This is a genomic window from Lishizhenia sp., from assembly GCF_033720595.1.
Classification (GTDB): domain Bacteria; phylum Bacteroidota; class Bacteroidia; order Flavobacteriales_D; family Crocinitomicaceae; genus Lishizhenia.
On record NZ_JAWWCF010000021.1, the window covers coordinates 1 to 23299 of the forward strand.

The 23299-nt window shown below is 36.8% G+C and carries 25 protein-coding genes and 1 other RNA gene; 10 read left to right on the plus strand and 16 right to left on the minus strand.

Translation table 11 applies throughout. The features are described 5' to 3' along the window. The 9 genes from R3333_RS02720 to R3333_RS02760 form a co-directional block, all read right to left on the minus strand. The coding region (locus R3333_RS02720) for an OB-fold nucleic acid binding domain-containing protein (RefSeq protein WP_318957034.1) at positions 1-658 on the minus strand (658 nt) is incomplete at its 3' end. A gap of 78 nt (positions 659-736) precedes the next feature. After that, the gene (locus tag R3333_RS02725) at positions 737-1543 is read right to left on the minus strand and encodes an META domain-containing protein (RefSeq protein WP_318957035.1); all 807 of its coding nucleotides are present in this window, start codon (positions 1541-1543) and stop codon (positions 737-739) included. Positions 1544-1609: 66 nt separating this feature from the next. Beyond that, positions 1610-2068: a MarR family transcriptional regulator gene (locus tag R3333_RS02730; RefSeq protein ID WP_318957036.1), complete on the minus strand. Its 459-nt coding sequence runs from the start codon at positions 2066-2068 to the stop codon at positions 1610-1612. Continuing rightward, positions 2065-2541 (minus strand): glutathione peroxidase, encoded by a 477-nt coding sequence (locus R3333_RS02735; RefSeq protein WP_318957037.1) that lies wholly within the window; start codon positions 2539-2541, stop codon positions 2065-2067. The genes R3333_RS02730 and R3333_RS02735 overlap by 4 nt, the downstream gene beginning before the upstream one ends. A 66-nt stretch (positions 2542-2607) precedes the next feature. Continuing rightward, positions 2608-3912: a Kelch repeat-containing protein gene (locus R3333_RS02740; RefSeq protein WP_318957038.1), complete on the minus strand. Its 1305-nt coding sequence runs from the start codon at positions 3910-3912 to the stop codon at positions 2608-2610. Between the two features lie 27 nt (positions 3913-3939). Then, positions 3940-4752 carry a DUF2797 domain-containing protein gene (locus R3333_RS02745; protein ID WP_318957039.1) on the minus strand — a complete coding sequence of 271 codons (813 nt, stop codon included), beginning with the start codon at positions 4750-4752 and terminating at the stop codon, positions 3940-3942. A 12-nt stretch (positions 4753-4764) separates the two neighbouring features. Next, positions 4765-5364 (minus strand): bifunctional nuclease family protein, encoded by a 600-nt coding sequence (locus tag R3333_RS02750; protein ID WP_318957040.1) that lies wholly within the window; start codon positions 5362-5364, stop codon positions 4765-4767. Positions 5365-5495: 131 nt separating this feature from the next. Then, on the minus strand, positions 5496-6437 hold the full coding sequence (locus R3333_RS02755; protein WP_318957041.1) for an electron transfer flavoprotein subunit alpha/FixB family protein: 942 nt from the start codon (positions 6435-6437) through the stop codon (positions 5496-5498). A gap of 23 nt (positions 6438-6460) precedes the next feature. Next, the gene (locus tag R3333_RS02760) at positions 6461-7201 is read right to left on the minus strand and encodes an electron transfer flavoprotein subunit beta/FixA family protein (RefSeq protein ID WP_318957042.1); all 741 of its coding nucleotides are present in this window, start codon (positions 7199-7201) and stop codon (positions 6461-6463) included. Positions 7202-7544: 343 nt separating this feature from the next. Here R3333_RS02760 and R3333_RS02765 point away from each other — a divergent pair, with 343 nt between their 5' ends. The 3 genes from R3333_RS02765 to R3333_RS02775 all read left to right on the plus strand — a co-directional run bounded on the left by R3333_RS02765 (position 7545) and on the right by R3333_RS02775 (position 11117). Next, positions 7545-8525, plus strand: coding sequence for a pyruvate dehydrogenase complex E1 component subunit beta (locus R3333_RS02765; protein WP_318957043.1), 981 nt, complete (start codon positions 7545-7547; stop codon positions 8523-8525). A gap of 75 nt (positions 8526-8600) precedes the next feature. Further along, the gene (locus R3333_RS02770) at positions 8601-10214 is read left to right on the plus strand and encodes a YceI family protein (RefSeq protein ID WP_318957044.1); all 1614 of its coding nucleotides are present in this window, start codon (positions 8601-8603) and stop codon (positions 10212-10214) included. Between the two features lie 15 nt (positions 10215-10229). Continuing rightward, complete coding sequence (locus R3333_RS02775; protein WP_318957045.1) at positions 10230-11117, plus strand: DUF2279 domain-containing protein; 888 nt, start codon at positions 10230-10232, stop codon at positions 11115-11117. A gap of 58 nt (positions 11118-11175) precedes the next feature. Here R3333_RS02775 and fabF read toward each other — a convergent pair whose 3' ends face one another. Continuing rightward, positions 11176-12420 (minus strand): beta-ketoacyl-ACP synthase II, encoded by a 1245-nt coding sequence (gene fabF / locus R3333_RS02780; protein ID WP_318957046.1) that lies wholly within the window; start codon positions 12418-12420, stop codon positions 11176-11178. A 144-nt stretch (positions 12421-12564) separates the two neighbouring features. On the opposite strand from fabF, the gene R3333_RS02785 reads away from it, so the two are divergent. Next, positions 12565-13368 (plus strand): rhomboid family intramembrane serine protease, encoded by an 804-nt coding sequence (locus R3333_RS02785; protein WP_318957047.1) that lies wholly within the window; start codon positions 12565-12567, stop codon positions 13366-13368. On the opposite strand, the gene R3333_RS02790 is transcribed toward R3333_RS02785, so the two are convergent. Next, positions 13325-13801 carry a SixA phosphatase family protein gene (locus R3333_RS02790; protein WP_318957048.1) on the minus strand — a complete coding sequence of 159 codons (477 nt, stop codon included), beginning with the start codon at positions 13799-13801 and terminating at the stop codon, positions 13325-13327. The genes R3333_RS02785 and R3333_RS02790 overlap by 44 nt on opposite strands. Positions 13802-13918: 117 nt before the next feature. On the opposite strand from R3333_RS02790, the gene R3333_RS02795 reads away from it, so the two are divergent. The 5 genes from R3333_RS02795 to rnpB all read left to right on the plus strand — a co-directional run bounded on the left by R3333_RS02795 (position 13919) and on the right by rnpB (position 18439). Then, positions 13919-14527 (plus strand): RNA polymerase sigma factor, encoded by a 609-nt coding sequence (locus tag R3333_RS02795; RefSeq protein ID WP_318957049.1) that lies wholly within the window; start codon positions 13919-13921, stop codon positions 14525-14527. Beyond that, positions 14524-15894 carry a hypothetical protein gene (locus R3333_RS02800; protein ID WP_318957050.1) on the plus strand — a complete coding sequence of 457 codons (1371 nt, stop codon included), beginning with the start codon at positions 14524-14526 and terminating at the stop codon, positions 15892-15894. Before R3333_RS02795 ends, R3333_RS02800 begins: the two co-directional genes overlap by 4 nt. Continuing rightward, positions 15894-16955 carry a hypothetical protein gene (locus tag R3333_RS02805; RefSeq protein WP_318957051.1) on the plus strand — a complete coding sequence of 354 codons (1062 nt, stop codon included), beginning with the start codon at positions 15894-15896 and terminating at the stop codon, positions 16953-16955. The genes R3333_RS02800 and R3333_RS02805 overlap by 1 nt, the downstream gene beginning before the upstream one ends. A gap of 3 nt (positions 16956-16958) precedes the next feature. After that, the gene (locus R3333_RS02810) at positions 16959-18035 is read left to right on the plus strand and encodes a T9SS type A sorting domain-containing protein (protein WP_318957052.1); all 1077 of its coding nucleotides are present in this window, start codon (positions 16959-16961) and stop codon (positions 18033-18035) included. Between the two features lie 36 nt (positions 18036-18071). Continuing rightward, an RNA gene (rnpB, locus tag R3333_RS02815) (RNase P RNA component class A) lies at positions 18072-18439 on the plus strand. On the opposite strand, the gene R3333_RS02820 is transcribed toward rnpB, so the two are convergent. From R3333_RS02820 to R3333_RS02830, 3 genes are read right to left on the minus strand one after another with little or no spacing between them, the layout of a single operon-like run. Beyond that, the gene (locus tag R3333_RS02820) at positions 18440-19345 is read right to left on the minus strand and encodes an ABC transporter ATP-binding protein (RefSeq protein WP_318957053.1); all 906 of its coding nucleotides are present in this window, start codon (positions 19343-19345) and stop codon (positions 18440-18442) included. After that, positions 19342-20889, minus strand: a complete 1548-nt coding sequence (locus R3333_RS02825) for an iron ABC transporter permease (RefSeq protein WP_318957054.1) — start codon at positions 20887-20889, stop codon at positions 19342-19344. The genes R3333_RS02820 and R3333_RS02825 overlap by 4 nt, the downstream gene beginning before the upstream one ends. A 51-nt stretch (positions 20890-20940) precedes the next feature. After that, complete coding sequence (locus tag R3333_RS02830) at positions 20941-22008, minus strand: Fe(3+) ABC transporter substrate-binding protein (RefSeq protein ID WP_318957055.1); 1068 nt, start codon at positions 22006-22008, stop codon at positions 20941-20943. A 122-nt stretch (positions 22009-22130) separates the two neighbouring features. Between R3333_RS02830 and R3333_RS02835 the strand changes: the two genes are divergently transcribed. Continuing rightward, positions 22131-22700 (plus strand): hypothetical protein, encoded by a 570-nt coding sequence (locus tag R3333_RS02835; protein ID WP_318957056.1) that lies wholly within the window; start codon positions 22131-22133, stop codon positions 22698-22700. On the opposite strand, the gene R3333_RS02840 is transcribed toward R3333_RS02835, so the two are convergent. Both R3333_RS02840 and R3333_RS02845 read right to left on the minus strand, forming a co-directional pair. Then, complete coding sequence (locus R3333_RS02840; RefSeq protein WP_318957057.1) at positions 22697-23086, minus strand: DUF1573 domain-containing protein; 390 nt, start codon at positions 23084-23086, stop codon at positions 22697-22699. The genes R3333_RS02835 and R3333_RS02840 overlap by 4 nt on opposite strands. Before the next feature lie 7 nt (positions 23087-23093). Further along, positions 23094-23299, minus strand: a 206-nt coding sequence (locus R3333_RS02845; protein WP_318957058.1) for a DUF1573 domain-containing protein, incomplete at its 5' end; no start/stop codon positions are given.

A 23299-nucleotide genomic window follows, 5' to 3' on the forward strand; every position in this document is an offset into this window, starting at 1 on the left:
GACGGAATTGCGCCCTTTTGGCTTCTTCTAAGTTTGCAGGAGTATGAACTTTAACCAAAGCCTCTTCACGTGGCATTAAACGATAGTGTTCAATAACTTCTGCCGGAAGAGTTTCTGGAATTTTTCCTTTGATATTGGCCACTAGGTTTTGCGTTAACTTCGCAATTCCTTTCGTACTCAAACCTTTTGCGGTTAATTTTTCTCCAGAATGATAAACAGGTTCAAATCTTGCTGCTTGCGTGGGGTTAAAATCTTCTATCTCTGGATGAGTGATGTTCCAATTAGAACCAAATCTTTTGGCTTTACCGTACACCAAAATTTCACTCCCAACTTTAATTGATTTCTCTATCCACTTCAATCCTTTAAACCACACTAAATCAATGCTTCCTGTAGCATCTGTAAAATTGGCAACCATACGCTTACCTCTTCCTGCACCTGTGGTATGAATTCTTGTAATACGTCCTCTTAACTGCGCAAAACCTTCTAGGTGACGTAATTCTCTTACCGTATGAAACCTTGTTCTATCTACATATCTAAAAGGGTAATACTCCAATAAATCCTCAAAGGTTTTCACCCCCAATTCCTTTTGAAGTAAAACAGCTCTTGCCGAGCCCACACCTTTTAGATATTCTATGGGAGTTTGTAAGTAAGTTTGCATCACAAAAAATACGCTCTTGGTATTCCCAAAGAGCGTATTTCAAAAATAAGCAGAGAATTTAAATCTCCTATCAATATTTTATTTTTCTACAGCTTCAAACTTCATTAAAGTAGCCATTTTACCTTTATTTAAGCTCAAAATATTATTTGAAATCGTATAATTATCTACCTTATTTAAAGTCGTTAAATACGCTTGTTCAATGTTTGCTCCTAAACAACCTTTTTTCGTCGCTACCATTTCTTCAAAACTCAACAACAACATTCCATCTGTTTGGTAATTACCACTGTATTGATTACAGCTTGCATTTCCAGAAGCCCTATTGTTTATAGTATCAATTATTAATGTAGGGATAAGCTGTGTTAAACTATCCGTTACAGGTTGACCTCTAAACTCAACCAACTCCCATTCTGTTTGGAACAATGATCTTTCCTTTTTCATTAATCGGTATAGGTCTTCCGTTTCACCTTTAACTTCTTCTCCTTCAAGGTTCAGAAAAACAACCGCATTTTCAGCCAATTTAATGCGTGGTAATCCTTCTCCTTCTAAAACGACATTCATCGTTGTACTATCGAAAGAAAATTTACCGGTGCGTACAACTGCCTCTTCAGATTTCCCTTTATACTTCTCTACAAGTTTAAATTCTTTATCTTCCGATAGGGTTAATTCTGTTTCAAGTGCCTCACAATCAGCACAAGGTCTACTTCCTTCATACGTCCCCGTCCAATTCATAGAATCTTTTTGAACCTCTGTTTCCACAACTGAAGTTTGCTCAACCTCTGGTGTTTCGTTTTTTTCTACGACACCCTCTACTTCAGCACTTTCACCTTCACAATTCACCATTATAAAAGCTAAAAACGCTCCTAAAACTACTATCCCTTTTTTCATCTTAACTCAATATTTCTACGAAAGTCCTTAAATTAAGAAATTAAATCAAAGGATTCAGAATAAATATCAAGATGAACCATCCTTCGTAGAGTTCTGAGTGATATCCGCCATCATCTTATTTAAAAGTGAACGCAGTTTTTTCATATCCTCCACTTTCATATTGGTTGTTTCTATTAATTGTTGAGGAATACACTCCGCTTTTTCCTTCAAAGACTTCCCTTCCTCACTTAAAAATACAAGCACTTTTCGTACATCTAAATGATCCTTTCGCTTTACAACCAAATTTTTTTGTTCGAGTTTTTTTAATAAAGGAGTAAGTGTATTGGTTTTTAAAAACAAACTATTACAAATATCCGTCACAGACCTTCCCTCCCGCTCCCATAAAAGCAGCAAAACCAAATACTGTGGATACGTTAGATTCAATTCCTTTAAAAGAGGACCATAGGATCTTGTAATCGCATTTGAAATTGCATAAAAGGGAAAACACAATTGGTTTTCTAATAGTAAGATTTCATCCTTTTTCATCCGATAATTTTTTGGATATCTTTCTCTATGCTTTCTGGTTTGGTTGTAGGTGCATAACGCTTTAAAACTTTACCATTTTGATCTACTAAAAACTTCGTGAAATTCCATTTGATTTTACTTCCTAGAAAGCCACCTTTTTTATTCTTTAAATATTGAAAAATTGGGTGCGTGTTCTCCCCATTCACGTCTATTTTTTCAGTTAATTGAAAAGTCACCCCATGATTGATTCTACATGCTTCCTCAACTGTATCATTTGTTTCCGGTTCTTGCCCTAAAAACTGATTACATGGAAAACCTAAAACTACCAAACCTTTGTCTTTATACTCTTGATGTAACTTTTCCAAACCATCAAATTGAGGTGCTAACCCACATTTGGTAGCAGTATTCACCAATAACATGGGTTTTCCTTTGTAGTTCGCCATTTTCAATTTTTCTCCTTGAGGAGTACCTATTTCAAAATCGTAAAAACTCATACCTATATTTTATATCGTGTGCGACAAATATAATTATTACATCGCGCGCGATAAATAAAGTATTCTTTAATTGATAGAAATTATCTTCTGGGTGACAGGAACGTTCGACCCATCGTCAAAAAGGAAAAGTAAGAATCCTTGTGTTAGGCTTGATTTCTCTATAAGGAGATCTGCTAAAAGTTTATAGTTGGTATATAAAAGTCGACCATTGGCATCATAAACCTTTACAGAGCCTGCGAACTCCGTTTCTATTTCGAAATGATTCTCTAGCTGCTTCACATTAAAGTAGGGCGGTTGAACACCATTGAGAATACCTGAAAAGTTTGGATTATGTAATAAATAAGTTTTGTTACTTACAACTTGGGCAGTATCCATTCCTCCTGCAACAACCCAGTTCCCACCTCCTAATTTAGCAATACCTCTCATGTCCATCACATTGAGTAAAGAGGTGTTGAGTTCCATTAAATTTTGATCTGAACTTTGGTAGTGAATAATTCGATTATTGGGTTCCACACCACCACTTCCGTTGTAAGCCATTCCGTTATAGTTATAAGCCACACCAGAACCTCCTATCCAGAAAACAGTGTTTTGATACCCACTGCATGCTGACCTATACAAGGCATCTCCTTGCAAATCGTCCATTTGAGTCCATACGATATCTAAGGGATTACCATTTTGCAACACTCCTTTTCGCATATACTTTCTGGCCACGAAACCACCATTATCCGAAACACCTCCTGCGTAAAAAATGGTATCATCAACCATATAACCAGAGGCACCAAAAGATTTAAAAAAGGCATCATTAGGAAGTTGAGACGCTTGGGACCAACTGTTTGTAAAAACATTGTACACCTGAACATGCGGAACATTGGAAGTATTACTCCAACCTCCTACAACAAATATCAAACTGTCCTTGTAGGTCGTTTGTACATGATCATCAATGGGATAAGGGATAGGTGCACCATCTGCTTCCCAGGCCTCTGTTTCAGGATTGTAAATATGGACTTTATTGGAAGATAGTTCAGTTCCATTGTTAAAAACATGGTAACCACCTATCACGTATATCTTACCGTGAACGTAAGAAGCTGCCGAAGCTATTTTGCCCAATGTATCAGGTACTTCATCTATTTCTGTCCAATGGTTTTGACTTACATTATAACGAAAAGATTTTCTATGAATACCACTATACATCTTCGAGGTATCTATTCCTCCAAAACTGTACACAAAACGTTCCCCATTAATAAAACCTTCACATACCGCATTGTTGGAAGTAGCCATAGGCATGTTATCCAAAGTCGTAATTTGCCAAGCATTTTGAGACTTAACAAATCCAGTCAAGAGTATAAGAAGAACGGTGATAAACAGTTTCATATCACCAAATTAATGAAAATACTGCGTTTAGCTTATTTCTTCGAAGGAAATAATATAACCGGTATGTTTTCTCATATTGAGTACGCGATTATCGTCAAAAAGTAAATATTGCCCTTTGATTCCCTTCAGCTCTCCTTCAATAACTGGAAGCTTATCAAAACCGAGACTCTTCACTTTTTCAGGATACTCCAACACAGGATAATTGATTTCTACGATCTCATCATCCTCTGAAAAATATTCAGTTAAATCTGAGGGAAGTTGCTCTTCTAACTCCCATTTTACTTCTTCCAAATCTATGCTCTCGTCAATTTCATTCTTGAGCATTTTTCTCCAATTGGTTTTATCTGTAAAATGATCTTTTAAGGCTACTTCTAAAACACCCGCCAAATATCTATTCGGTGTATGCGCTAAACGAATAGCAGAAGAAGCTCCTTGATCTATCCAACGTGTTGGGATTTGATGATCTCTGGTTACCCCTACTTTCACTACATCTGTTGCAGCTAAGTATACAAAATGAGGTTGATTGTGATTTCTTTCTTCCCATTCAGGATCTCTTCCTTCTCCCAAGTGCGCTTTACATAATTCTGGGCGAATGATACACTCCGCTGCTTCTGGAGCAGAGGTAAAACAAGGATAGCAAAAACCTTGTCCGAAAGATTTTTTAGTCTTTTTCCCACATTTGATACAGTGTATATCTCCTTTGTAACTTAAACGAATTCTTTTACCTATGTAATCGTTCATTGCAACAGATTGCACCTCGTTTTCTTGATGCAAATTTAGGGTGTACGCTACCTGTTCCAGTAGTTCTACCTTCATTTTAAATACCTGACCTGTAACCATAAATGGGAAATTTTAAGAAGTACGCTTGTTAATTTCGTCGCGCAATTTCGATGCTAATTCGTAATCTTCTTTTTCAATAGCTTCATTCAACTTCTGTTCTAAATCCGAGAGCGACAATGATTTAATTTCATCTTTTTCCTCTACCTCTTTATCTTCATCATCCATATCAGACATAGCGAAAGCATCACCATCTCCGTCAGGATCATCCAACTGAACTCCTGCAGAGCTCAAGATAGACTCGAAAGTAAACACTGGACAATTGAAACGAACACCCAATGCTATTGCATCTGAGGTACGTGCATCAATTTCAGTAATCACACCTTCTTTCTCACAGATTAATTTAGAATAGAATATACCTTCTACAAGGTTGTAGATAACAATCTCTTTGATGTTGATATCGTAGGCTAATGCAAAGTTTTTGAAAAGGTCGTGCGTTAAAGGACGCGTAGGAGTCATTTTCTCTAATTCAATTGCAATCGCCTGCGCTTCAAACCCACCTATAATAATGGGTAGTCTACGTTTACCATTTACTTCTGATAATACAAGGGCATATGCTCCTGATTGCGTTTGGCTGTAAGACAATCCTACGATCTCTAACTTAACTTTTTCCATTCTCTACTCTGCTGTTGGCTCTATTCTCTATTAGAAATTGTTTGTAATCAAATAATAGTAAAAAAATTAGGGACGCAAGTGAGCCTCCCTAATTTCCTACTATTGTAAAAATAATATTTATCTGCTAAATCTTACTTTGCAGCGTTGAATTTTTTTACAGCTTCTGTTAACCTTGGTAATACTTCAAAAGCATCTCCTACGATACCGTAATCTGCTGCTTTAAAGAATGGCGCTTCTGGATCTGTGTTAATCACAACGATAACTTTAGAACCGTTAACACCTGCCAAGTGCTGAATAGCTCCCGAAATACCTGCAGCAATGTACAAGTTAGGACGAATAGCTACACCTGTTTGTCCCACGTGTTCGTGGTGAGGTCTCCATCCAATATCTGCTACTGGACGAGAACAAGCCGTTGCTGCTCCTAATTCATTTGCTAAATCTTCTACCATTCCCCAGTTTTCTGGTCCTTTTAAACCTCTACCTGCAGAAACTACTAATTCAGCTTCTGGTAATGGAATAGCTCCTTCTGGTTTTTTAGTTTCTAAAACTTTGATTCCAGCTTCTCCTGCATTAGAAGTAAATTCTTCTACTTCAGCAGTACCACCGTTATTTTCTGGTTGGATAGAGTTTGGTAATAAAGCAATAACTTTCTTAGGCGTATTTACTTTAACAAAACCAAATGCCTTACCAGAGAAAACATTTACTTTCACTGTTCCATCTTCTGCGGGAACTGCAGTTGCACCAGCAACCAAACCAGCTTTCATTCTAGCAGAAACTCTTGAAGCAGCTGATTTCCCAACTAAATCGTTAGAAAAAATTACTGTTTCAGCCCCAGCGTTTTCAGCTGCTGCAACTACTAATTTTGTAATTTGTTGTGGATCTGTTCCCTCGAAAGATCTATCCACCAATACTTTATCTGCACCGTATGCCCCTAATTCAGCCAATGCTCCTGCATCTGCTCCACCGTTAGTTACAACCGTTACATTTCCAATTTTCTTTCCGTAAGTAACCGCTTCCATTGCGTTTTTCGCAATTTTACCGTTGTTACTGTTTACATATACTAATACTGACATGATAATCTAATCTCTTTTAAATACTACAATACCTTTGCTTCGTTGTGTAACAACTCTACTAATTCATCCATGTTTTCTGGATCAATTAACTTCACTGCAGATTTTGCAGGAGGTAAATCAAAAGAAACAAAAGATGTCATTGCCTCTCCACCAACTGGAGCAACAACCTCTAAAGGCTTTGTTCTAGCAGCCATAATTCCTCTCATGTTTGGAATACGTTGTTCTGCCATTCCTTTTGCACAAGAAACCACGATTGGCAATTGAGCTTCTACAGTCTCTACACCACCAACGATTTCCTTATCCATCTTTGCAGTTGTACCTTCAACATCCAATTTAGTAGCCAAAGAAACGAAAGGAAGATCTAACTCCTCTGCAATCATACCTCCAACTTGAGAACCGTTGTAGTTGATTGTTTCTTTACCTGTTAATACTAAATCAAATCCTTTGTCTTTTGCGTAAGTAGCAATTTCATTCGCAACTTGGTAAGCATCTGTAGCTTCAGCATCAACTCTTACTGCATTATCTGCACCAATAGCTAAGGCTTTACGAATAGTAGCATCGTCAGCAGCTGTTCCTACAGTAATAGTAGTTACAGTTCCTCCCAAAGCCTCTTTCAACTCCAATCCTCTCACTAATGCATACCACTCATCGTATGGGTTAACAATATATTGAACTCCATTCTCATCAAACTTTGTATTCCCCTCTGTAAAGGCAATCTTAGATGTTGTATCTGGAGATTTACTGATACATACTAATATTTTCATGTAAATAAGTTTTATTTCTTTTCCCCACAAAAATAACAAAAGATTGATTTCTGCTGTTGCTGAATCGGGCATAATGACACGGACTTTGTTAATTCTCTTATTTTTTCACTGATATTCCTTTCTGTTCTATTCTTTAAATAAATATTTTTGTAGTTTTGGCCTCCCTTGTATGACCGCGTGAAGCGGGACATTTAACATCGTATTAAATGAAAGACATACGGGGCAGGTTAAGATACTAAGAGCGCATAGGAAATTGTTGGTAAATTTCTTTTGATCGCTTGAAAAATAACACGATAGTTCTGCGGTTTAGAACTTCGTTTTGAATGACTTTAAATATTGACTGATGAAAACTGTACAGTTTAGAGAAGCTTTAAGAGAGGCAATGTCTGAAGAAATGCGTAGAGATAAAAACGTATTTTTAATGGGAGAAGAAGTGGCCGAGTACAACGGTGCTTACAAAGTTTCTCAAGGTATGTTAGACGAGTTTGGACCGAAAAGAGTAATTGATACTCCAATCGCTGAGCTTGGTTTTGCAGGTATTGGTGTTGGTGCATCTATGAATGGTTTAAGACCTATCGTAGAGTTCATGACGTGGAACTTCGCTATTCTTGCAGCGGATCAAATCATTAACAGTGCGGCAAAAATGTTGCAAATGTCGGGTGGACAATATCACTGTCCAATCGTATTTAGAGGTGGTAACGGTACTGCTGGTCAGTTAGCCGCAACTCACTCTCAATCTTTCGAGGCATTTTACGCACACGTACCAGGATTAAAAGTAATCACTCCATCTACTCCGGCAGATGCAAAAGGATTATTGAAATCTGCAATTAGAGATAATGACCCTGTTGTTTTCTTGGAGTCTGAGAAAATGTACGGAGACAAAAACGAAATTCCAGAAGGTGAGTACTTAATTCCTATTGGAGTTGCGGATACAAAAAGAAAAGGTGCTGATGTAACTATCGTTTCATTTGGTAAAATCATTAAAGTAGCTCATGCTGCTGCTGATGTATTAGCAAAAGAAGGAATCGAATGTGAAATCATCGATTTAAGAACTATTCGTCCTATCGATTACCCAGCAGTTGTTGAGTCTATTAAGAAAACAAACCGTTGTGTGGTTGTTGAAGAGTCTTGGCCATTGGCTTCTATCTCTTCTGAGATTGCTTACCACGTTCAACGCTACGCTTTTGATTACTTAGATGCTCCTGTAATGAGAGTTACGCAAACAGATACTCCTTTTGCCTTCTCTCCTACACTTATCGATGAAGCATTACCTAATGTGGATAGAATAGTGAAAGCAGTGAAAGCAACACTTTATAGAAACTAAAAGACAAAAATCTAAAAATATTAAGTCGAACTATTTAGTTCGACTTTTTTTTGTACGTTTGTTAAAAATATTACCATGGTAAATATTACGATTGCAACATTTTTTATCTTTAGTTTGCTGGCACATATCTTACAGCAAAGAAACAAGCTACAGTATTATAAAAGATTGCACTTTACTGTGCTCGGAGCAGGACTATTGCTCGTTAATTATTCAGCATTTGAAAGTCAAGTAGAAGCTACTCTTCCACTCCCCTCTTTCTTGTTAAGTGTGTTAGGATTATCTTTCATATTCGCGATAATTTTTAAGCGAATTACCAGTATTGCCTTTGCCTTCCTGCCTGTATTGGCCAGTTTTGCATTCTTATTATTACCTGCATATGAGTTAAGTTATTACGGTAATGTGATAACCGAAAATCAAAAACTTTTTGCCTTTGCACTGTTAGGAGCCATTACTCCTGTTTTAACGCATGGAGTTAAATTACTCGTTTCGAGCTTGGTCGTTAAGTTTGGAAATGTAATTTGGAAAGAACAACAAGAAAATCAGTTAGAAACTTTAATTACTTACACCTTCATAGGTGGTTTAACTTTGATGAGTGCACAAGTAATTGGAGCACTAGGTTTAATCGTGGCAGCAACGTTTTACTTGTCTACCACGATACTTTCAGAAGATAAATTAGGAATCAATAACATTCTTGCTTTCTCTGCCTCTGCCAGTCTTTTCTTACTCACTTTAATTCCCTTCTTACTTACGTATGGAAACTTTGAAGTTTTAGACTTTTCAAGAGGTGAAGTTCTGGCAGGATTATTTGTATCAGGATTGTTATTAATGTTTCACAGAATCTTCTTGCGATTTGCGACCAATTCTCAAACAAGTTGGAGTTATTTGTATATCGCCAAGAATTACCTTTTCCCTCTTTTCATCACATTTGTATTGGCCATTCTTTATACGCAAAAGGAAAATTTAGGAGGTATTTTATCTCTTTCTGCATTAGTTATAGGATTAGCGATTCTTACTCCGATTAAATCCTATTCTTCAAACAGAGTTTCTATACCCGTAGATTTGGGAGTAATTGCTATGGTATTATTCATGCTTCCTTACATAAAACCCGTAGAAATTGAAGAAAAAAGTGATCTCGAACTGATACAGAAGGATGAAAAGGTAAGTGTTGAAGAACAAAAAGGTGAATCCCTAGAAATTGCCAAAGGAAATTGGGATGTTGTTAGTGATAAATCGACACTAAAATTTGCCTTAGGTCCAGAGAAAGCAAGAACAGAAGGAGTATTTAATGAAATCAAAGGAACCTTCCAAGTGCCTGCAGATATTACAAGAAGTAAATTCTTTATTCAGATACCCGTGGAGAGTTTATCAACTTTTGTTGACTTACGAGATGATCACCTGATGGAAGCGGAATATTTCGATGTTGAAAAATACCCAACACTTTTATTCAGATCTAACCAAGTGGTTGCGAATGGAGATGAGTACACAGCAAAGGGAAGTTTTAAAATGAAAGGAATAGAAAGAGAAATAGATGTTCATTTTAAAGTTTTAGGTGTAGCTGATGCTGAGGATAAAAAAGTATTGATTTTGAACGTAAAATCATCACTCGACAGAACTAAATTTGGAATGGACTCAGACCCAAGTATTGGAGATATCGTAGACTTTGATTTCCAAGTTCAATTGGAAAAGTAATTCTATCTTAGTAGTATGGTGAAGAATCTTTGTAAAACCATACTACTATTTTTTTGTCTTTCTCAAGGGTTAATTGCAACAGCTCAGCCCCTGCAAAAGGATAAAACTAAAAAGCTTGTTGCCCATTCGAGTTTATTGGGACTTTGTGTTTCAACCCCCATTGTCTTACAATCTGTATGGTACGACAAAGCAGCTTCCTTTCACATTGTAAATGATGGAGACAGTTGGTTGGGTATGGACAAAACAGGTCATGCGTTCAGCGCCTATCACATACAAAAACAAGCCCAACACCTTTATATATGGGCTAATTATTCTCACAACAAATCAATCCTCTATTCTGCAGGAATTTCAATCCTCTTTCAATCTAGTTTTGAAGTTTTAGATGGATTTCAAAAAAAATATGGATTTTCTTGGCCAGACATGTATGCGAATGTTAGCGGTATAGCTTTGTTTTCCGCTCAACAATTCCTTTGGAAAGAAGAAAGAATTCGTCTCAAATTTTCCTATTCACCCTCGCCCTACGCAAAACTTCGCCCTGAGGTGTTGGGACAGAATTTTCAAGAACGATTGTTAAAAGATTACAATGGTCAGAGTTATTGGTTGAGTTTTTCTCCCTTTCAACTTTTTAATTCTTCTCTCCACTTTCCTAAATGGATACAGTTGAGTTTAGGTTATTCTGTCAATGAAAAGGTTAAAGGAAGTGAAAATTATTTCTCGACTACTACACAGGAATACCATGCGTATTCTCAATTTCTTTTCAGCTTAGATTTCGATTTTTCGCAAATGAACATACGCAACAAGTCCCTTAAAAAAGTGCTTTCCATTTTCAATACTTTAAAAATTCCCTTCCCTGCATTGAGTTTTTCTCAAAATCAGATTCATTTTCACCCCCTCTATTTTTAAATAAAAAAGCCGCATCCTTTACAGACACGGCTTTCATTCTAATTCCTCTAATCAAGGTTTATTCTTCAAATTTCTTTAAGAGGATACTGGCAATATGTCCTCCAAAACCAAAGGTGTTAGACATTGCATACTTCACATCTCTTTCTATCCCTTTATTCAATGGGAAATCGAAAGCATCCTTGTATTCCTCTTCTATATTCTCTGTATTCGTTGTTGGAGGAACCATATTGGTTTGCACTGCCTTTACACAAGCAATTCCTTCCACAGCTCCTGCAGCTCCTAACAAGTGACCTGTCATGGATTTGGTACCTGAAATTGTTAAACTAGGATTTTCTCCAAACACACGCTTTGCAGCAATTAACTCTGAGATATCTCCCAAGGGTGTGGAAGTTGCGTGCATATTTAAATAATCCAAATCTGTCGCTTTAATTTCGGCTTCTTCTAGAGCTAAACTCATCCCTAATACCGCACCATCTCCTTGAGGGTGAGTTCCTGTTAAGTGATAAGCATCAGCAGCCATTCCACCACCAACTACTTCAGCATAGATTTTCGCACCACGTGCTTTAGCATGTTCGTACTCCTCTAAAATCAAGGCCCCTGCACCTTCACCCATCACAAATCCATCTCTGTTTGGATCGAAAGGTTTAGAAGCTGTTGCTGGATGATCATTATTCGTTGATAACGCTTTAGCAGAACCAAACCCACCAATAGTAGCTTCGTTTATCGCTGCTTCAGATCCACCCGTAATGATCATATCTGCTTTGTTCCACTTAATATAGTTAAAGGCATCTATCATTGCTGTTGTTGAAGTGGCACATGCGGAAACCGGACAGTAATTCACACCTCGTAAACCATAGCGCATTGAAATAACTCCGGCTGCTATATCTACAAGTATTCTTGGTATAAAGAAAGGAGAAAAACGCGGTGTTCCATCTCCCTCTGCATATTCCTTAACTTGATCTTGAAAGGTTTGAATTCCACCATTTCCAGATCCCCAAATCACTCCAATTCTATCTTTGTTAAGTGTATCAAAATCAACTTCACTATCTTCTACAGCTTGCTTTACACTCACCAAAGCATATTGCGTAAACTTATCGTAAGTCTTGATTTCTTTACGGTTGAAATGTTCTTTTTCGTCGTAGCCTTTTAATTCACATGCAAATTTCGTTTTGAACTTAGATGTATCAAAGGATGTAATATTGGCACCTCCATTTTTTCCTTCTAAAAGTGCGTTCCAATATTCCTCTACATTATTTCCGATAGGAGTTAAAGCTCCCATTCCTGTTACAACTACTCTTCTCATAGTTTAAAATTTAGGCTGCAAATATGGTTAAAAAAATGAAGCAAATTTTGTTATTTTACGACAAGGGCCATCATCAAGTACGCGCTTACGACAAGCTGCGCTGCCATGTTGACCGATAATAAGTGAAGGCATAACTATTGATAAATGAAAACCGTGAAAAGATTCAACTACGTCAACGATGGTAACATGCTAGAGGCACTGCTCTACCCTTTTTTATTGTTATTGGTTTTATGGAGCGTGTACCTTATGGACTACACCTTTCATTTGGATCTCTATAAATATGGCGTACTCCCCAAAAGCATGGAAGGGTTAAAAGGAATCGTATTCATGCCCTTTATCCACTCTCAAAGAGATTTCACACACATCGTTAACAATTCCATTCCTACTTTTGTATTACTTGCTGCTCTCATCTATTATTACAGAAAGATTGCTCTCTACGTCCTCCTAGCGATTTGGATTGGTGGAGGCTTTTTACTGTGGAACATTGCCCCAAATACAGGAAGTTACCATATTGGGATATCAGGTGTGATATACGGACTCTTTTCTTTTCTTTTTGTAAGTGGTATTTTCAGGAAAAGAACTCCCATGTGGGCGATATCACTTTTTGTTATTTTTCTCTACGGAAGTTTGATCTGGGGTATCTTTCCAACAGAAAAACCAATATCCTGGGAAGGACACCTCTTTGGATTTTTGGTGGGTATTATTGCAGCTATTGCCGCCAGAAAGCAAGGCCCCAAACCTTTAAAGTATTGGTATGAAATTGAGCAGGACATGGGAATTGAACCACCCGATTTAGAGGGCATCTACAAAGAAAATTTACGGCGTGCTCAAGAAAGAGAAGAAATGCGCAAAGCTCAAGAGGAACAACAAATTAAAGCACAGAATGTGGTGTATTACTACATTCCTAAACAACCTGAGGAAGATAAAGATCAAAACACTGAGCAGTAGCCTTTGAACATTCTGTCCAGTTATCAAAGGGAAACTCCAAGATGATTAGTCCGGCTGTAGGTAGCATCAAAGGTTCATCTAAAAAGTACATCGCCAAATCTGATATACCATTATTGTGTCCGATGATCAGCATATCCTCCTTCCCTTGTTGCTCCCAGACAAACTTCATCATCTCCGCTCTTGAAGCTAAATACAATTCAGATCTTAACATAAACTCATGTTCTCCGAGCGCATCTTTGATTAAATCATACGTATGTTTTGTTCTTTGAGCAGATGAACAAAATACCTGAGGTAAATGAAAATTATTCTCCTTAAAGTATGTAGAAAGCAACTTACATTGACGTAAACCTTTGTCCATCAAATCCCTGTCAAAATCATTTTGATTCTTCTCAGCTTTCGCTGTTTTAGCATGTCTTAATAAAAATAATTTCATAAATAATGACTTTTGTTCCAACCTTATAAATATAAATAACGTTGAGGACTTTGAGGAGAAACTGAAGAACTATAAAGATAAATACATTCTCTTTCGTAAAATTTGATTAATTTGCAAATGCTAAACAGAATCAAAGGGATAAATAACTATATGCACATTGATACAGAATTATTGATTGCATGCGCTAAAAATGACCGTAAAGCTCAGAAGAAGCTTTACGAAGCGTGTTATGTGTTCCTGATGCCCAAATGTTTGCAATATCATAAAAACGAGGAGGACGCTCGCGCCATCTTTAATAAAGGTTTCTATAAGATTCTGAAAAATCTAAGTAAAATAGATTTAGAAGAAGTAATGTTTGCAGCATGGTCGAAAAGAATCATGGCAAATACCTTAATTGACGATTATAGAAAGAATAAAAATTACAAAACAAATATCAACGTAAAAGACAGTGATCAAGAATTGGATTACCACGCAAGTTCGAGTACGAATGAGGCGGTAAACTCATTTGGTCAAAAAGACATTATGCAGTTATTGGAATATTTAAAGCCTGCTGCAAAACAAGTCTTCTTAATGTACGTTGTAGAAGGATATAATCACCGAGAAATTGGTGAAATGCTCAACATGTCTGAAGGAACTTCCAAATGGCATTTGAGTACTGCGAGAAAAGAATTAAAAGAAAGATTAGAAAAATTAACTGAAGCTGAGTTAAGAACAAAAGTTGTATGAGTTTAACCGATAAAGATATAGATCAGTTGTTCAGAGAAGCAGCCAATTCGGCCCCACAAGTTGAGTTTAAAGACGCTTATTGGGACGAGATGAATGCTTTTTTAGATCAGGAAGAGAAAAGTAAGAGAGGTATCTACTCTATGCTTTCTGTTGGTATACTTGCTTTGATTGGTATTGGATCATTATTGTTGATCCCTAACCAAAACAAGTATGACAACAGTGTTGTGGCAGAAAAGTTGGATACGTTTGTTTCTACACCTGATAATATTGTTGCCCTAAAAGCAGCAAAACTTAAAGAGAACACTTCTAAGCAGGAAGTAAAAACAGCTTTCAACAAGAAGGAGGCTAGGAATTCTATTACATCAGTTAATGGTGAGAAGAAATCTATCTTAACTACACAGTCTGCTGTAGAAAATACGAACAAGCAAGTTTCTATTAAGGAAGATAAGCCTGAGAATTTCACTTCTCCATTTATTTCTGCTAAGGAAACAAGTAAGAATGAAAAACTATCAGCAATAGCGATTCCTGAAAAAGAGATTACTCAAGTCCAAAAATTAACGACTCAAGAAACGAATACTAATACGAATAAAGTTGATGTTTCTGAGAATGTTTCGCCCAAGCCAGTTTTATTAAAACCAGTAGCAGATCCTTTTGCGAACTTTGGAAAAAGTATAGAAAGACTGCATGTTGATGATCAAGGACCTCTATCTCAAACCTTTAACCCAAATGCAGATTTAAGTAATCTATTAGATTTTAAAAACTTGCAACGTTTGAAAGATAGAATGTATGTAGAGTTAGGGGTAGGAATCTCTGATAACTACAACAGTTCTATTGCAGGAAGATCTTTTGTATATAATGGTGCATTGAATTATGAATTCAGAAAAAATTGGTTAAGAGTTAGAGCGGGTATAGGAGCTAACTTAACTACAAACGCTAATATCACCTATACGACGGATGCTAAAATCTATGATTTCGGTAGTAGAAATTCGTCAAATGAACTTGTATACAAGGAACTCTACGATCTTTACTTACCATTAGAAATTGGTGCAAGTTTCAAGAAAGTGAGTTTTGGTGTTGGATTTAAATACAACTTCCTCAACCACTCTCGTGCTGAATTTAGAACTTACCAAGATGGTGCATTAGATGAAGAAGGTGTATACTACGGTTTAACTGAAGGTTTAAAACAAAATACTTCTAGTGCATACTTCTTTGTAGAGCGTAACTTATTTAGCCGCGTAGATTTAGGAATTAAAATGGGTACCTACCTTAATTCAAGAGCAACTTTTACAGAGCAGCTTGACATGGTTGGTCCGAACATAACTCCTAAATACGGATTTGTGTACTTAAAGTATAATTTTAGAAAATAATGAGTAGAATTTCTACCATATCGATACTTATTCTATTACTCGTTTTTACGGCTTGTAAAAAAGATGAAATGCCCGAATTGGTTGAATCCAATGACCCTGTTTTCATGGTCAAAGGAAAAATTGGCCAAGAAGACATTAAAATTGTAGCTGGAGATGACAACCAATATATGTACACTGGTTTTAGTGAACGTAATGGTGTGGACCTTTTCTACGGAGACATTAGCAATGAAAATTCTTCGTTTAAACTATCGATTCACGATGGTAATTTAGATAACGAGCATTTAGAATTGATTACCAATAAACCTCAATTCCGTTTTACAAGAAATGCTGTGCAGCCAACTTTTCAGTATGCAATAGATTCTTTTGCAAATAGCGTAAAAATTGCCGCAATTGATTGGTATGTAGATGGTGATTATTATTCTTCGAATTCTATTACACTATACGATCATGGTTTATTCAACATTTGTGCTGAAGTTACCTATGAAGATGGTGAAGTTGCAAAGCTTTGTAATGATGTTATTCTGGGATACGAAAAACATGCGATAGGTCAACCGGTACACATCGTAGGTTCTACAGGTAGGTTACGAGTATTCAATAACACTGTTTACCCTATTGATAACGTTGAATGGTATATCAATGGAACATTATTCTCTGACGCAGTTGAATTATCAACATCTGCTTTTACAGGAAGGGTTCCCATTACCGTTATCGTGAAATACAGCAATGGTGTTGAGAGAACGAAATCTATCATAGTAGATTTTGACTTAGAAGGTAAATTTATTCAAGACTTTTCTTTTGCTGAAAATACAAACCCATTAAATAACGACTACAGTATAGATTTACGTTTCAACATCAACGGAGAAACATGGATCAGTAACATTCCAGAGAACGACAGTACTTTCATCGATATTAATAAGTACATGAAGTACAAAAATAACGTGGATGGTATTCCTGTTTCAATCGCAGAAGGGGTTATTAATTGTAAGCTAAAACGACTTTCAGACGGAATGATTAGAGATGCAGAATTGGAAATGACCTTTGGTTTTCCTGAAAATTTCTAATTCATGCAAAAGTTTCTGACGCTTCTTGGTCTTCTATTAGTAAGTGGAGTAAGTACTGCACAAATCACTTTAACGGCATCAGATTTTCAATCGAGTTCAGGAACAGAGTTCTATTCTGTAACTAATTCAAATGTCGATTTTTCTTCAACTGGAGCTAATTACAATTGGGACTTCAGTAATCTAAATGAAATCAATCAAGATACTTTAACGTACAATTCCATTTCTCAAGCTTCATTTTTGGTCCAAGCTGTTTTTGGTCTCTTCGGTAGCTCAGATTATCAAGCCAATTACTTTACCGAAAATCAAGCTTTTGCTCTGGCCAACATTCCTCCAACATTAATGCCTATTACCATAGACCAAGTTGATGAATATATTAAGGTTGACAACAATGCTATTACAAAAGTAGGATACAGTGTAAGTATTCAAGGTCAAGGTATTCCTTTTGCTTCAGACACGATTGAAAGACTTTATAAACTTCCTTTAACTTATGGTGATATCGATTCATCACGCGCATATACATCCTTCGATTTAAACCCGATATATGATGCACAGCTCAAACAATACGTCCAACATTATTCTGAAGTGGATGGCTACGGAAGTATTACCACCCCCTATGGTACATTCAATTGTTTACGCGTACATCATATTATTGAAGAGTTAGATTCAGTATATGTATCTATTAGTGGAGGTGCAGGAACATGGTACGAACTCCCCCTGCCAACGAAGCACGTATATGAATGGTGGACCAATAACGAAGACATCCCTTTGTTGCGTATTGAAACAAATGAAAGTTTCGGAATACAAACAATTACTAGCACACAGTACAAAGACAACATTTCTGTTGGAATCCAGAGCTTTGAAACCGCATTGAACCTTGAGATTTACCCCAACCCAAGTTCTACTGAAGTAAATTTCTCTCAACAAATTGATCATCTAAACATGTACACAGCTACAGGGGCATTAGTTCTTTCGAAAGAAAATGTATCCATGATTAACGTTTCTTCATTCCCAAAAGGAGTTTACCTTTTAGAAATTACCCTCAAGGGGAAGAAAAAACAAGAACGACTCGTCATTCAATAACCCTCTTTATTCACTTATGTTCTTATCTTTGCCCTAAAGGCAAACTAGTCTATCGCTGCTCCATTTGGAGGAGAGGAAAGTCTGGGCAGTAAAGAGCACCGTACTTCCTAACGGGAAGGGTTCGTTTAACGAATACAGAAAGTGCCGCAGAAAATAAACTACCTCGTTTACGGGGAAAAGGTGAAATGGCGAGGTAAGAGCTCACCGCGCTTATGGTGACATAAGTGGCAGGGTAAACCTTACGGACTGAAAGATCATGTATACCGAGGCGCACAGAAATGTGCTAAGAATTGCTCGTTCGACTCGGAGGGTAGATCGATAGATGCTAAAGGCGACTTTAGTACTGGATAAATGATAGACACCTTTCTAAGGACACAGAACCCGGCTTATGGTTTGCCTTTTTTTTACTCTACATCCATCAAGCTTCCTACTTCAACACGGTATTTTTCAATCACGTTTACAAAAGCTTTTGGATTGTCAGTTGCTTGAAGTGTAATAAAGAAATCACCTTTGTAAAAACTACATTTAACCACTTTATAACTTCCTTTTTCTGTTGGAACCATCTTTGTATCACTCGGTCTAACAAGTCTACCTTCGAGCACATTAATTCCTCCTGTTAAATCACCTACGTATTCATTGATAGGATTTTTATAAATATTTTCAGGAGTATCAAATTGAACGATTTCTCCTTTTTGAAGAATCGCTATTTTATCCGCCATTTCCATGGCGTCATCAGGATCATGTGTTACAAGGATAGACGGAATATTCTGTCTTCTTAAGATGGTAGATATTTCACTCCTTACCTTTCTCTTCAGCGATTGATCTAGACTCGAAAAAGGTTCATCCAGTAATAACAAATCCGGATTTACAATAATACTTCTAGCAATGGCAACACGTTGTTGTTGTCCACCCGATAATTGATGGGGTCTTTTCTTTGCATGTTCTGTTAACTCGAAAATACTTAAAAAATCATTCAACAAAGCCTCATTTTTATCGCGTAAACCATAGGCTATATTTTGCTTTACATTCAAATGCGGAAACAAGGCATAATCTTGAAAAATAACACCAATATTCCTATGCTCTGTTTTTAAAAAAGTAGAAGCATCTTGCATTACCTTTTCATTTACCATTACATTTCCTGTATTGGCAAATTCCAATCCGGCAATAATACGCAGCAAGGTTGTTTTACCAGAGCCACTTTCTCCAAGTAATGCCACAATTTCATTTTGTTCTATGGCAAAACTCACCTCTTTCAATACTTGCGACTTACCGAAGGACTTGGTAATATTTTCTAACTTAAGATAACTCATTTTGTAGATTTATTAGAGCGCATTAATACCAAAGAAACCACCACTCCCAAAGCTATTAACAATAATGCATAGGGTGCTGCATCTGTAACACTTTCTGCTACTTTCGCTTTCTTATAAGCCTTTGTTGCCAAAGTTTCAAAATTGAAAGGTTGAAGAATAAGGGTTAAAGGTAAATCTTTCAAAACATCTATAATGACCACAGCAAAAGTGGTAAATATTCCAAACTTTAAAATGGGAAAATTCACCCTTAAAAAAGTTGCAAAACTTGATTTACCCAAGACTCTGGAAGCATCGGGCAAGGCATCTGGTAACCGGGCATAATTCGCTTCTAAAGTATTATACCCCACAGCCATAAAACGAATGACATAGGCCATACTTAAAAGGAATAAACTTTCAATTCCCCAGGCATAAAAATCACCATCTTCTTGCATGAAAAAAGCAAAGCCTAAAACGGCAACACCTATCACTGCACCGGGAATAGCATATCCCAAAGTAGATAGATTCGCTATTAAACTCGATTTCCAGCCCTTGTTTAAGTATTTATTATACAAGAGTAATAAAGTAATGATTACGATAACTAAAGCAGGAATAATGGCTACCCTAAACGATTCTAAGGTTGTACTAAATAATTCCTCATCCACCAGAGATTTCGGCGTAAAAAAAGAAAGATATATCAATTGAGCTACAGGCACTACAAACCCCAAAAAGAAAGGAAGAAAAGCCAAAAAAGAAAACAACATGGCTTTGGGACCTTTGAGCTGCTTTAATTGAAAATCACTGCTGTTTTTCTTATCGGAAACACGCTTCATATTTCTATATACAAAAAGACTTCCGAAGATCACCGAAATAAAAACAAAGGCCAAGGCACTCAAGTAAAGCGAACCTGAAAAATCCATTTGTTTCGCTTGAAAAATTCCGGCTGAAAAGGTTTTTACATTAAAGTAGCTCACCGCACCGTAATCGTTAATTACTTCCATGATCACCAAAACAGTTCCTCCTAAAATTGAAGGTATTGCCAAGGGTAAGATTAAGGTAAAAAAGCGTTTCATACTCGAAACACCTAAAGTAGATGCTGCTTCTGTTATCGCTTTATTCTTACTTGAAAAATGTAAAAGACTAGAAGAATACACGTAGGGGTATAATGCGAATCCCAAAAAGACCATTAACCAACCTTCCGTTAACACGTTCACATCCCATGCAAAAATTTCTTTGGGTGTAAAGAACAGCATAGACAACTTCGTAAAGCTTCCTGTAAAAGAGAAAATACTTGCATAAACAAAGCCCATGATATATGTAGGAATCGTTAATGGAAGTACATTGGCTTTTTCTAAAAACCTTCGAAGCGGGAAATTAAAATTGGCAACAAAATAAGCAGTAGGAACAGCTAAGAGTATACTCACGGCACTTACGCCAAGAATCATGCGCAGTGTAGTGTAAATTAAATCTGGCAACACATATTCTTGAATGTGCTGAATATTTTCATTTGTACCATCGGCAAAACCCTCTAATACAAAAAGGAGAGGAATAAAAATTATTCCTCCCACAATTGCGGAGACAACGCCCCAAGTTCTATATTTTTTACTTTTGAAATTCAATTACTTCCAACCCGCTTTATCAAACATTTGAATAGCCGTAGCATTCAACGCTCCAATTTGTTGTAAAGATAAAGTGTCTTCTTTGAAAGTTCCCCAAGATTGAACCAACTCACTCGCCGGCACATTCTTATTTACTGGGAATTCGTAGTTAGCTTCTGCCAATTGCTCTTGCGCTTTTTCTTGTGCTAGGAACTCTATCAACTTCAATGCATTCTCTGCGTGTTTAGCACCATTTAATATTCCTAAACCACTGATGTTAATGTGTGTACCTCTACCCGCTTGGTTTGGGAAGAAAATATTTACAGACTCACCCGCTTCTTTTTCCAAAGCATCCTGAGAATTCAATAGTTTACCTATGTAGTACGTATTAACAATAGCTAAATCCGCCTTTTCCGCAAATACAGCTTTCACCTGATCTCTATCATTTCCTGATGGTTCTTGGTACATGTTATTTACCACTCCAGTTGCCCATGCAAGTGCTGCTTCTTCTCCATTGTTTGCAATGATAGATGCTAATAATGACTGGTTGTACACATTGTTGGATGCTCTAACAGCAATTTTTCCTTGCCATTTTTCATTCGCTAAATCCTCGTAAGTTGATAACATAGATGTATCTACTCTATCCTTAGCATAAGCAATAATACGCGCTCTTTTTGTTAAACCGTACCACTTCCCGTTTTCTTCTCTCAGGTATGCTGGAATGATAGAATCTAAAACAGCCGATGATGAATTTTGAAAAAATCCTGCCTCTTGTGCTTGGTATAAACGCGCAACGTCTGCCGTAAAGTAAATGTCAGCAAAACCTCTGTCACCTTCATTTTTCATTCTAGACAATAACTCCTCAGAGTTACCAGGAAGTATATTTACTTTAATTCCTGTCTCCGCTTCAAACAAATCATACAAAACTCTATCTACTTCATAGTGACGATCTGTGTAGATATTCAACTCTTCTTGAACTGCTTCTACCTCTTTTTCAACTTCTTTAGTTTCTTCTTGTGAAGAACCACAAGATCCCAGTACAAATGCCGAAGCAAACACTAGTGTTAAGGTGCTAAATTTAATCTTCATTATTGTGTTTATTATCGTATAAAATTTCTTCAATTTGTCCACAAATATAAGCTTTTGAATTAAGGATGTGACTACCTTTTTTATGGTAATATATTGATTAACTTTGCAGAAAATACAGCACAGTGAGTCAAGAAGAAAAAAACAAAAAGGCAGAGAAAGAAGCTTTAAAACTGAAGCAATTACTTATTCAATTGAATACAGGTGATACAGATCAGCAAATCAAGGCTTTAAAATCTTTACAAGTTCACGGTCAGCCTAAAATGGTTGAAGCACTTGTTCGCAAACTAGACGGTGATATTGAAGAAAAGGTAGAAAAAGAAATTATAGAATTTTTCTGCTCTATCAAAGACACAGGAGTTGTTCCTTTCATCATGAACATCATTAATGAAAATCAATTCCCAAATCAACGTCAGAAATTATTAAATACACTTTGGAACTCTAAAGTAGATTACTCTGAGTATTTACAAGATTTCGTAAACATTGCTGTTAATGGAGATTTCATGGATGCTTTGGAAGCCATCACAATCATCGAAAACTTGGAGGGTCCTTTCGAGGAAGAACAAGTATTGGAGTCGCAATTGCATTTAACGCGTTACATAGAGAATGGAAAAACGCAAGATGAACAAAAAGCGTATTTAATCAGTGAGATTACTGTAAAATTACAAGAAATAGAAAGAGGATTGGGGGCTTAGTTGCCTTCTTCCTCTTTTGGAATTACATACAACTTAATTCGAAGCTTTTCTTTCTTTTTCGCATTAGAGCTAATCACTATCACCCTATCCTGCCAATAAAACTTCCCATTTGTATCAAAACTTACCTCAAAAAAAGAAGTGTCTCCGGGTGCGATAGGTTCCGTTGTAAATTTTGTTTTGGTACAGCTACAACTAACATCTGCAGCATAAATAAACAAAGGAGCATCACCTGAATTCACAAAATAAAATTTATGTTTAGCTATCTCCCCTTCTTTGAAGTCACCCAACTTTACAGTGGTTTTCTCCAAAAAATGAAACTCCGCCTCCTGACCGAAGCCAAGGGCGGAGTTCAAAGCTATAAATATGATCGCGAAATATAGCCTCATCAATATATTAGTTTGCTGGTGCTCCAGTTCCATTTGCTGGTGCTCCACCTTGCGCTGGAGACTTCACTACACCTTTAATTCTGATTACCATAGTTGGAGAATTCACTGCGTTAGAAGTTAATGTAACGCTTTTTGAGAATTGACCAGCTCTTTTAGTATCGTACTTCACTTTAATTACTCCAGTTGCTCCTGGTGCAATTGGTTCTTTTGGCC

What these genes read in the sequence shown, in the direction of transcription:
- R3333_RS02810 (WP_318957052.1), top strand. Translation starts at nt 16,959, where the DNA reads ATGCAAAAGTTTCTGACGCTTCTTGGTCTTCTATTAGTAAGTGGAGTA.
- R3333_RS02840 (WP_318957057.1), bottom strand. Translation starts at nt 23,086, where the DNA reads ATGAGGCTATATTTCGCGATCATATTTATAGCTTTGAACTCCGCCCTT.
- R3333_RS02790 (WP_318957048.1), bottom strand. Translation starts at nt 13,801, where the DNA reads ATGAAATTATTTTTATTAAGACATGCTAAAACAGCGAAAGCTGAGAAG.
- R3333_RS02785 (WP_318957047.1), top strand. Translation starts at nt 12,565, where the DNA reads ATGAAAACCGTGAAAAGATTCAACTACGTCAACGATGGTAACATGCTA.
- R3333_RS02770 (WP_318957044.1), top strand. Translation starts at nt 8,601, where the DNA reads ATGGTAAATATTACGATTGCAACATTTTTTATCTTTAGTTTGCTGGCA.
- R3333_RS02740 (WP_318957038.1), bottom strand. Translation starts at nt 3,912, where the DNA reads ATGAAACTGTTTATCACCGTTCTTCTTATACTCTTGACTGGATTTGTT.
- R3333_RS02795 (WP_318957049.1), top strand. Translation starts at nt 13,919, where the DNA reads ATGCTAAACAGAATCAAAGGGATAAATAACTATATGCACATTGATACA.
- R3333_RS02830 (WP_318957055.1), bottom strand. Translation starts at nt 22,008, where the DNA reads ATGAAGATTAAATTTAGCACCTTAACACTAGTGTTTGCTTCGGCATTT.
- R3333_RS02805 (WP_318957051.1), top strand. Translation starts at nt 15,894, where the DNA reads ATGAGTAGAATTTCTACCATATCGATACTTATTCTATTACTCGTTTTT.
- R3333_RS02750 (WP_318957040.1), bottom strand. Translation starts at nt 5,364, where the DNA reads ATGGAAAAAGTTAAGTTAGAGATCGTAGGATTGTCTTACAGCCAAACG.
- R3333_RS02745 (WP_318957039.1), bottom strand. Translation starts at nt 4,752, where the DNA reads ATGGTTACAGGTCAGGTATTTAAAATGAAGGTAGAACTACTGGAACAG.
- R3333_RS02730 (WP_318957036.1), bottom strand. Translation starts at nt 2,068, where the DNA reads ATGAAAAAGGATGAAATCTTACTATTAGAAAACCAATTGTGTTTTCCC.
- R3333_RS02735 (WP_318957037.1), bottom strand. Translation starts at nt 2,541, where the DNA reads ATGAGTTTTTACGATTTTGAAATAGGTACTCCTCAAGGAGAAAAATTG.
- R3333_RS02760 (WP_318957042.1), bottom strand. Translation starts at nt 7,201, where the DNA reads ATGAAAATATTAGTATGTATCAGTAAATCTCCAGATACAACATCTAAG.
- R3333_RS02820 (WP_318957053.1), bottom strand. Translation starts at nt 19,345, where the DNA reads ATGAGTTATCTTAAGTTAGAAAATATTACCAAGTCCTTCGGTAAGTCG.
- fabF (WP_318957046.1), bottom strand. Translation starts at nt 12,420, where the DNA reads ATGAGAAGAGTAGTTGTAACAGGAATGGGAGCTTTAACTCCTATCGGA.
- R3333_RS02765 (WP_318957043.1), top strand. Translation starts at nt 7,545, where the DNA reads ATGAAAACTGTACAGTTTAGAGAAGCTTTAAGAGAGGCAATGTCTGAA.
- R3333_RS02775 (WP_318957045.1), top strand. Translation starts at nt 10,230, where the DNA reads ATGGTGAAGAATCTTTGTAAAACCATACTACTATTTTTTTGTCTTTCT.
- R3333_RS02800 (WP_318957050.1), top strand. Translation starts at nt 14,524, where the DNA reads ATGAGTTTAACCGATAAAGATATAGATCAGTTGTTCAGAGAAGCAGCC.
- R3333_RS02725 (WP_318957035.1), bottom strand. Translation starts at nt 1,543, where the DNA reads ATGAAAAAAGGGATAGTAGTTTTAGGAGCGTTTTTAGCTTTTATAATG.
- R3333_RS02755 (WP_318957041.1), bottom strand. Translation starts at nt 6,437, where the DNA reads ATGTCAGTATTAGTATATGTAAACAGTAACAACGGTAAAATTGCGAAA.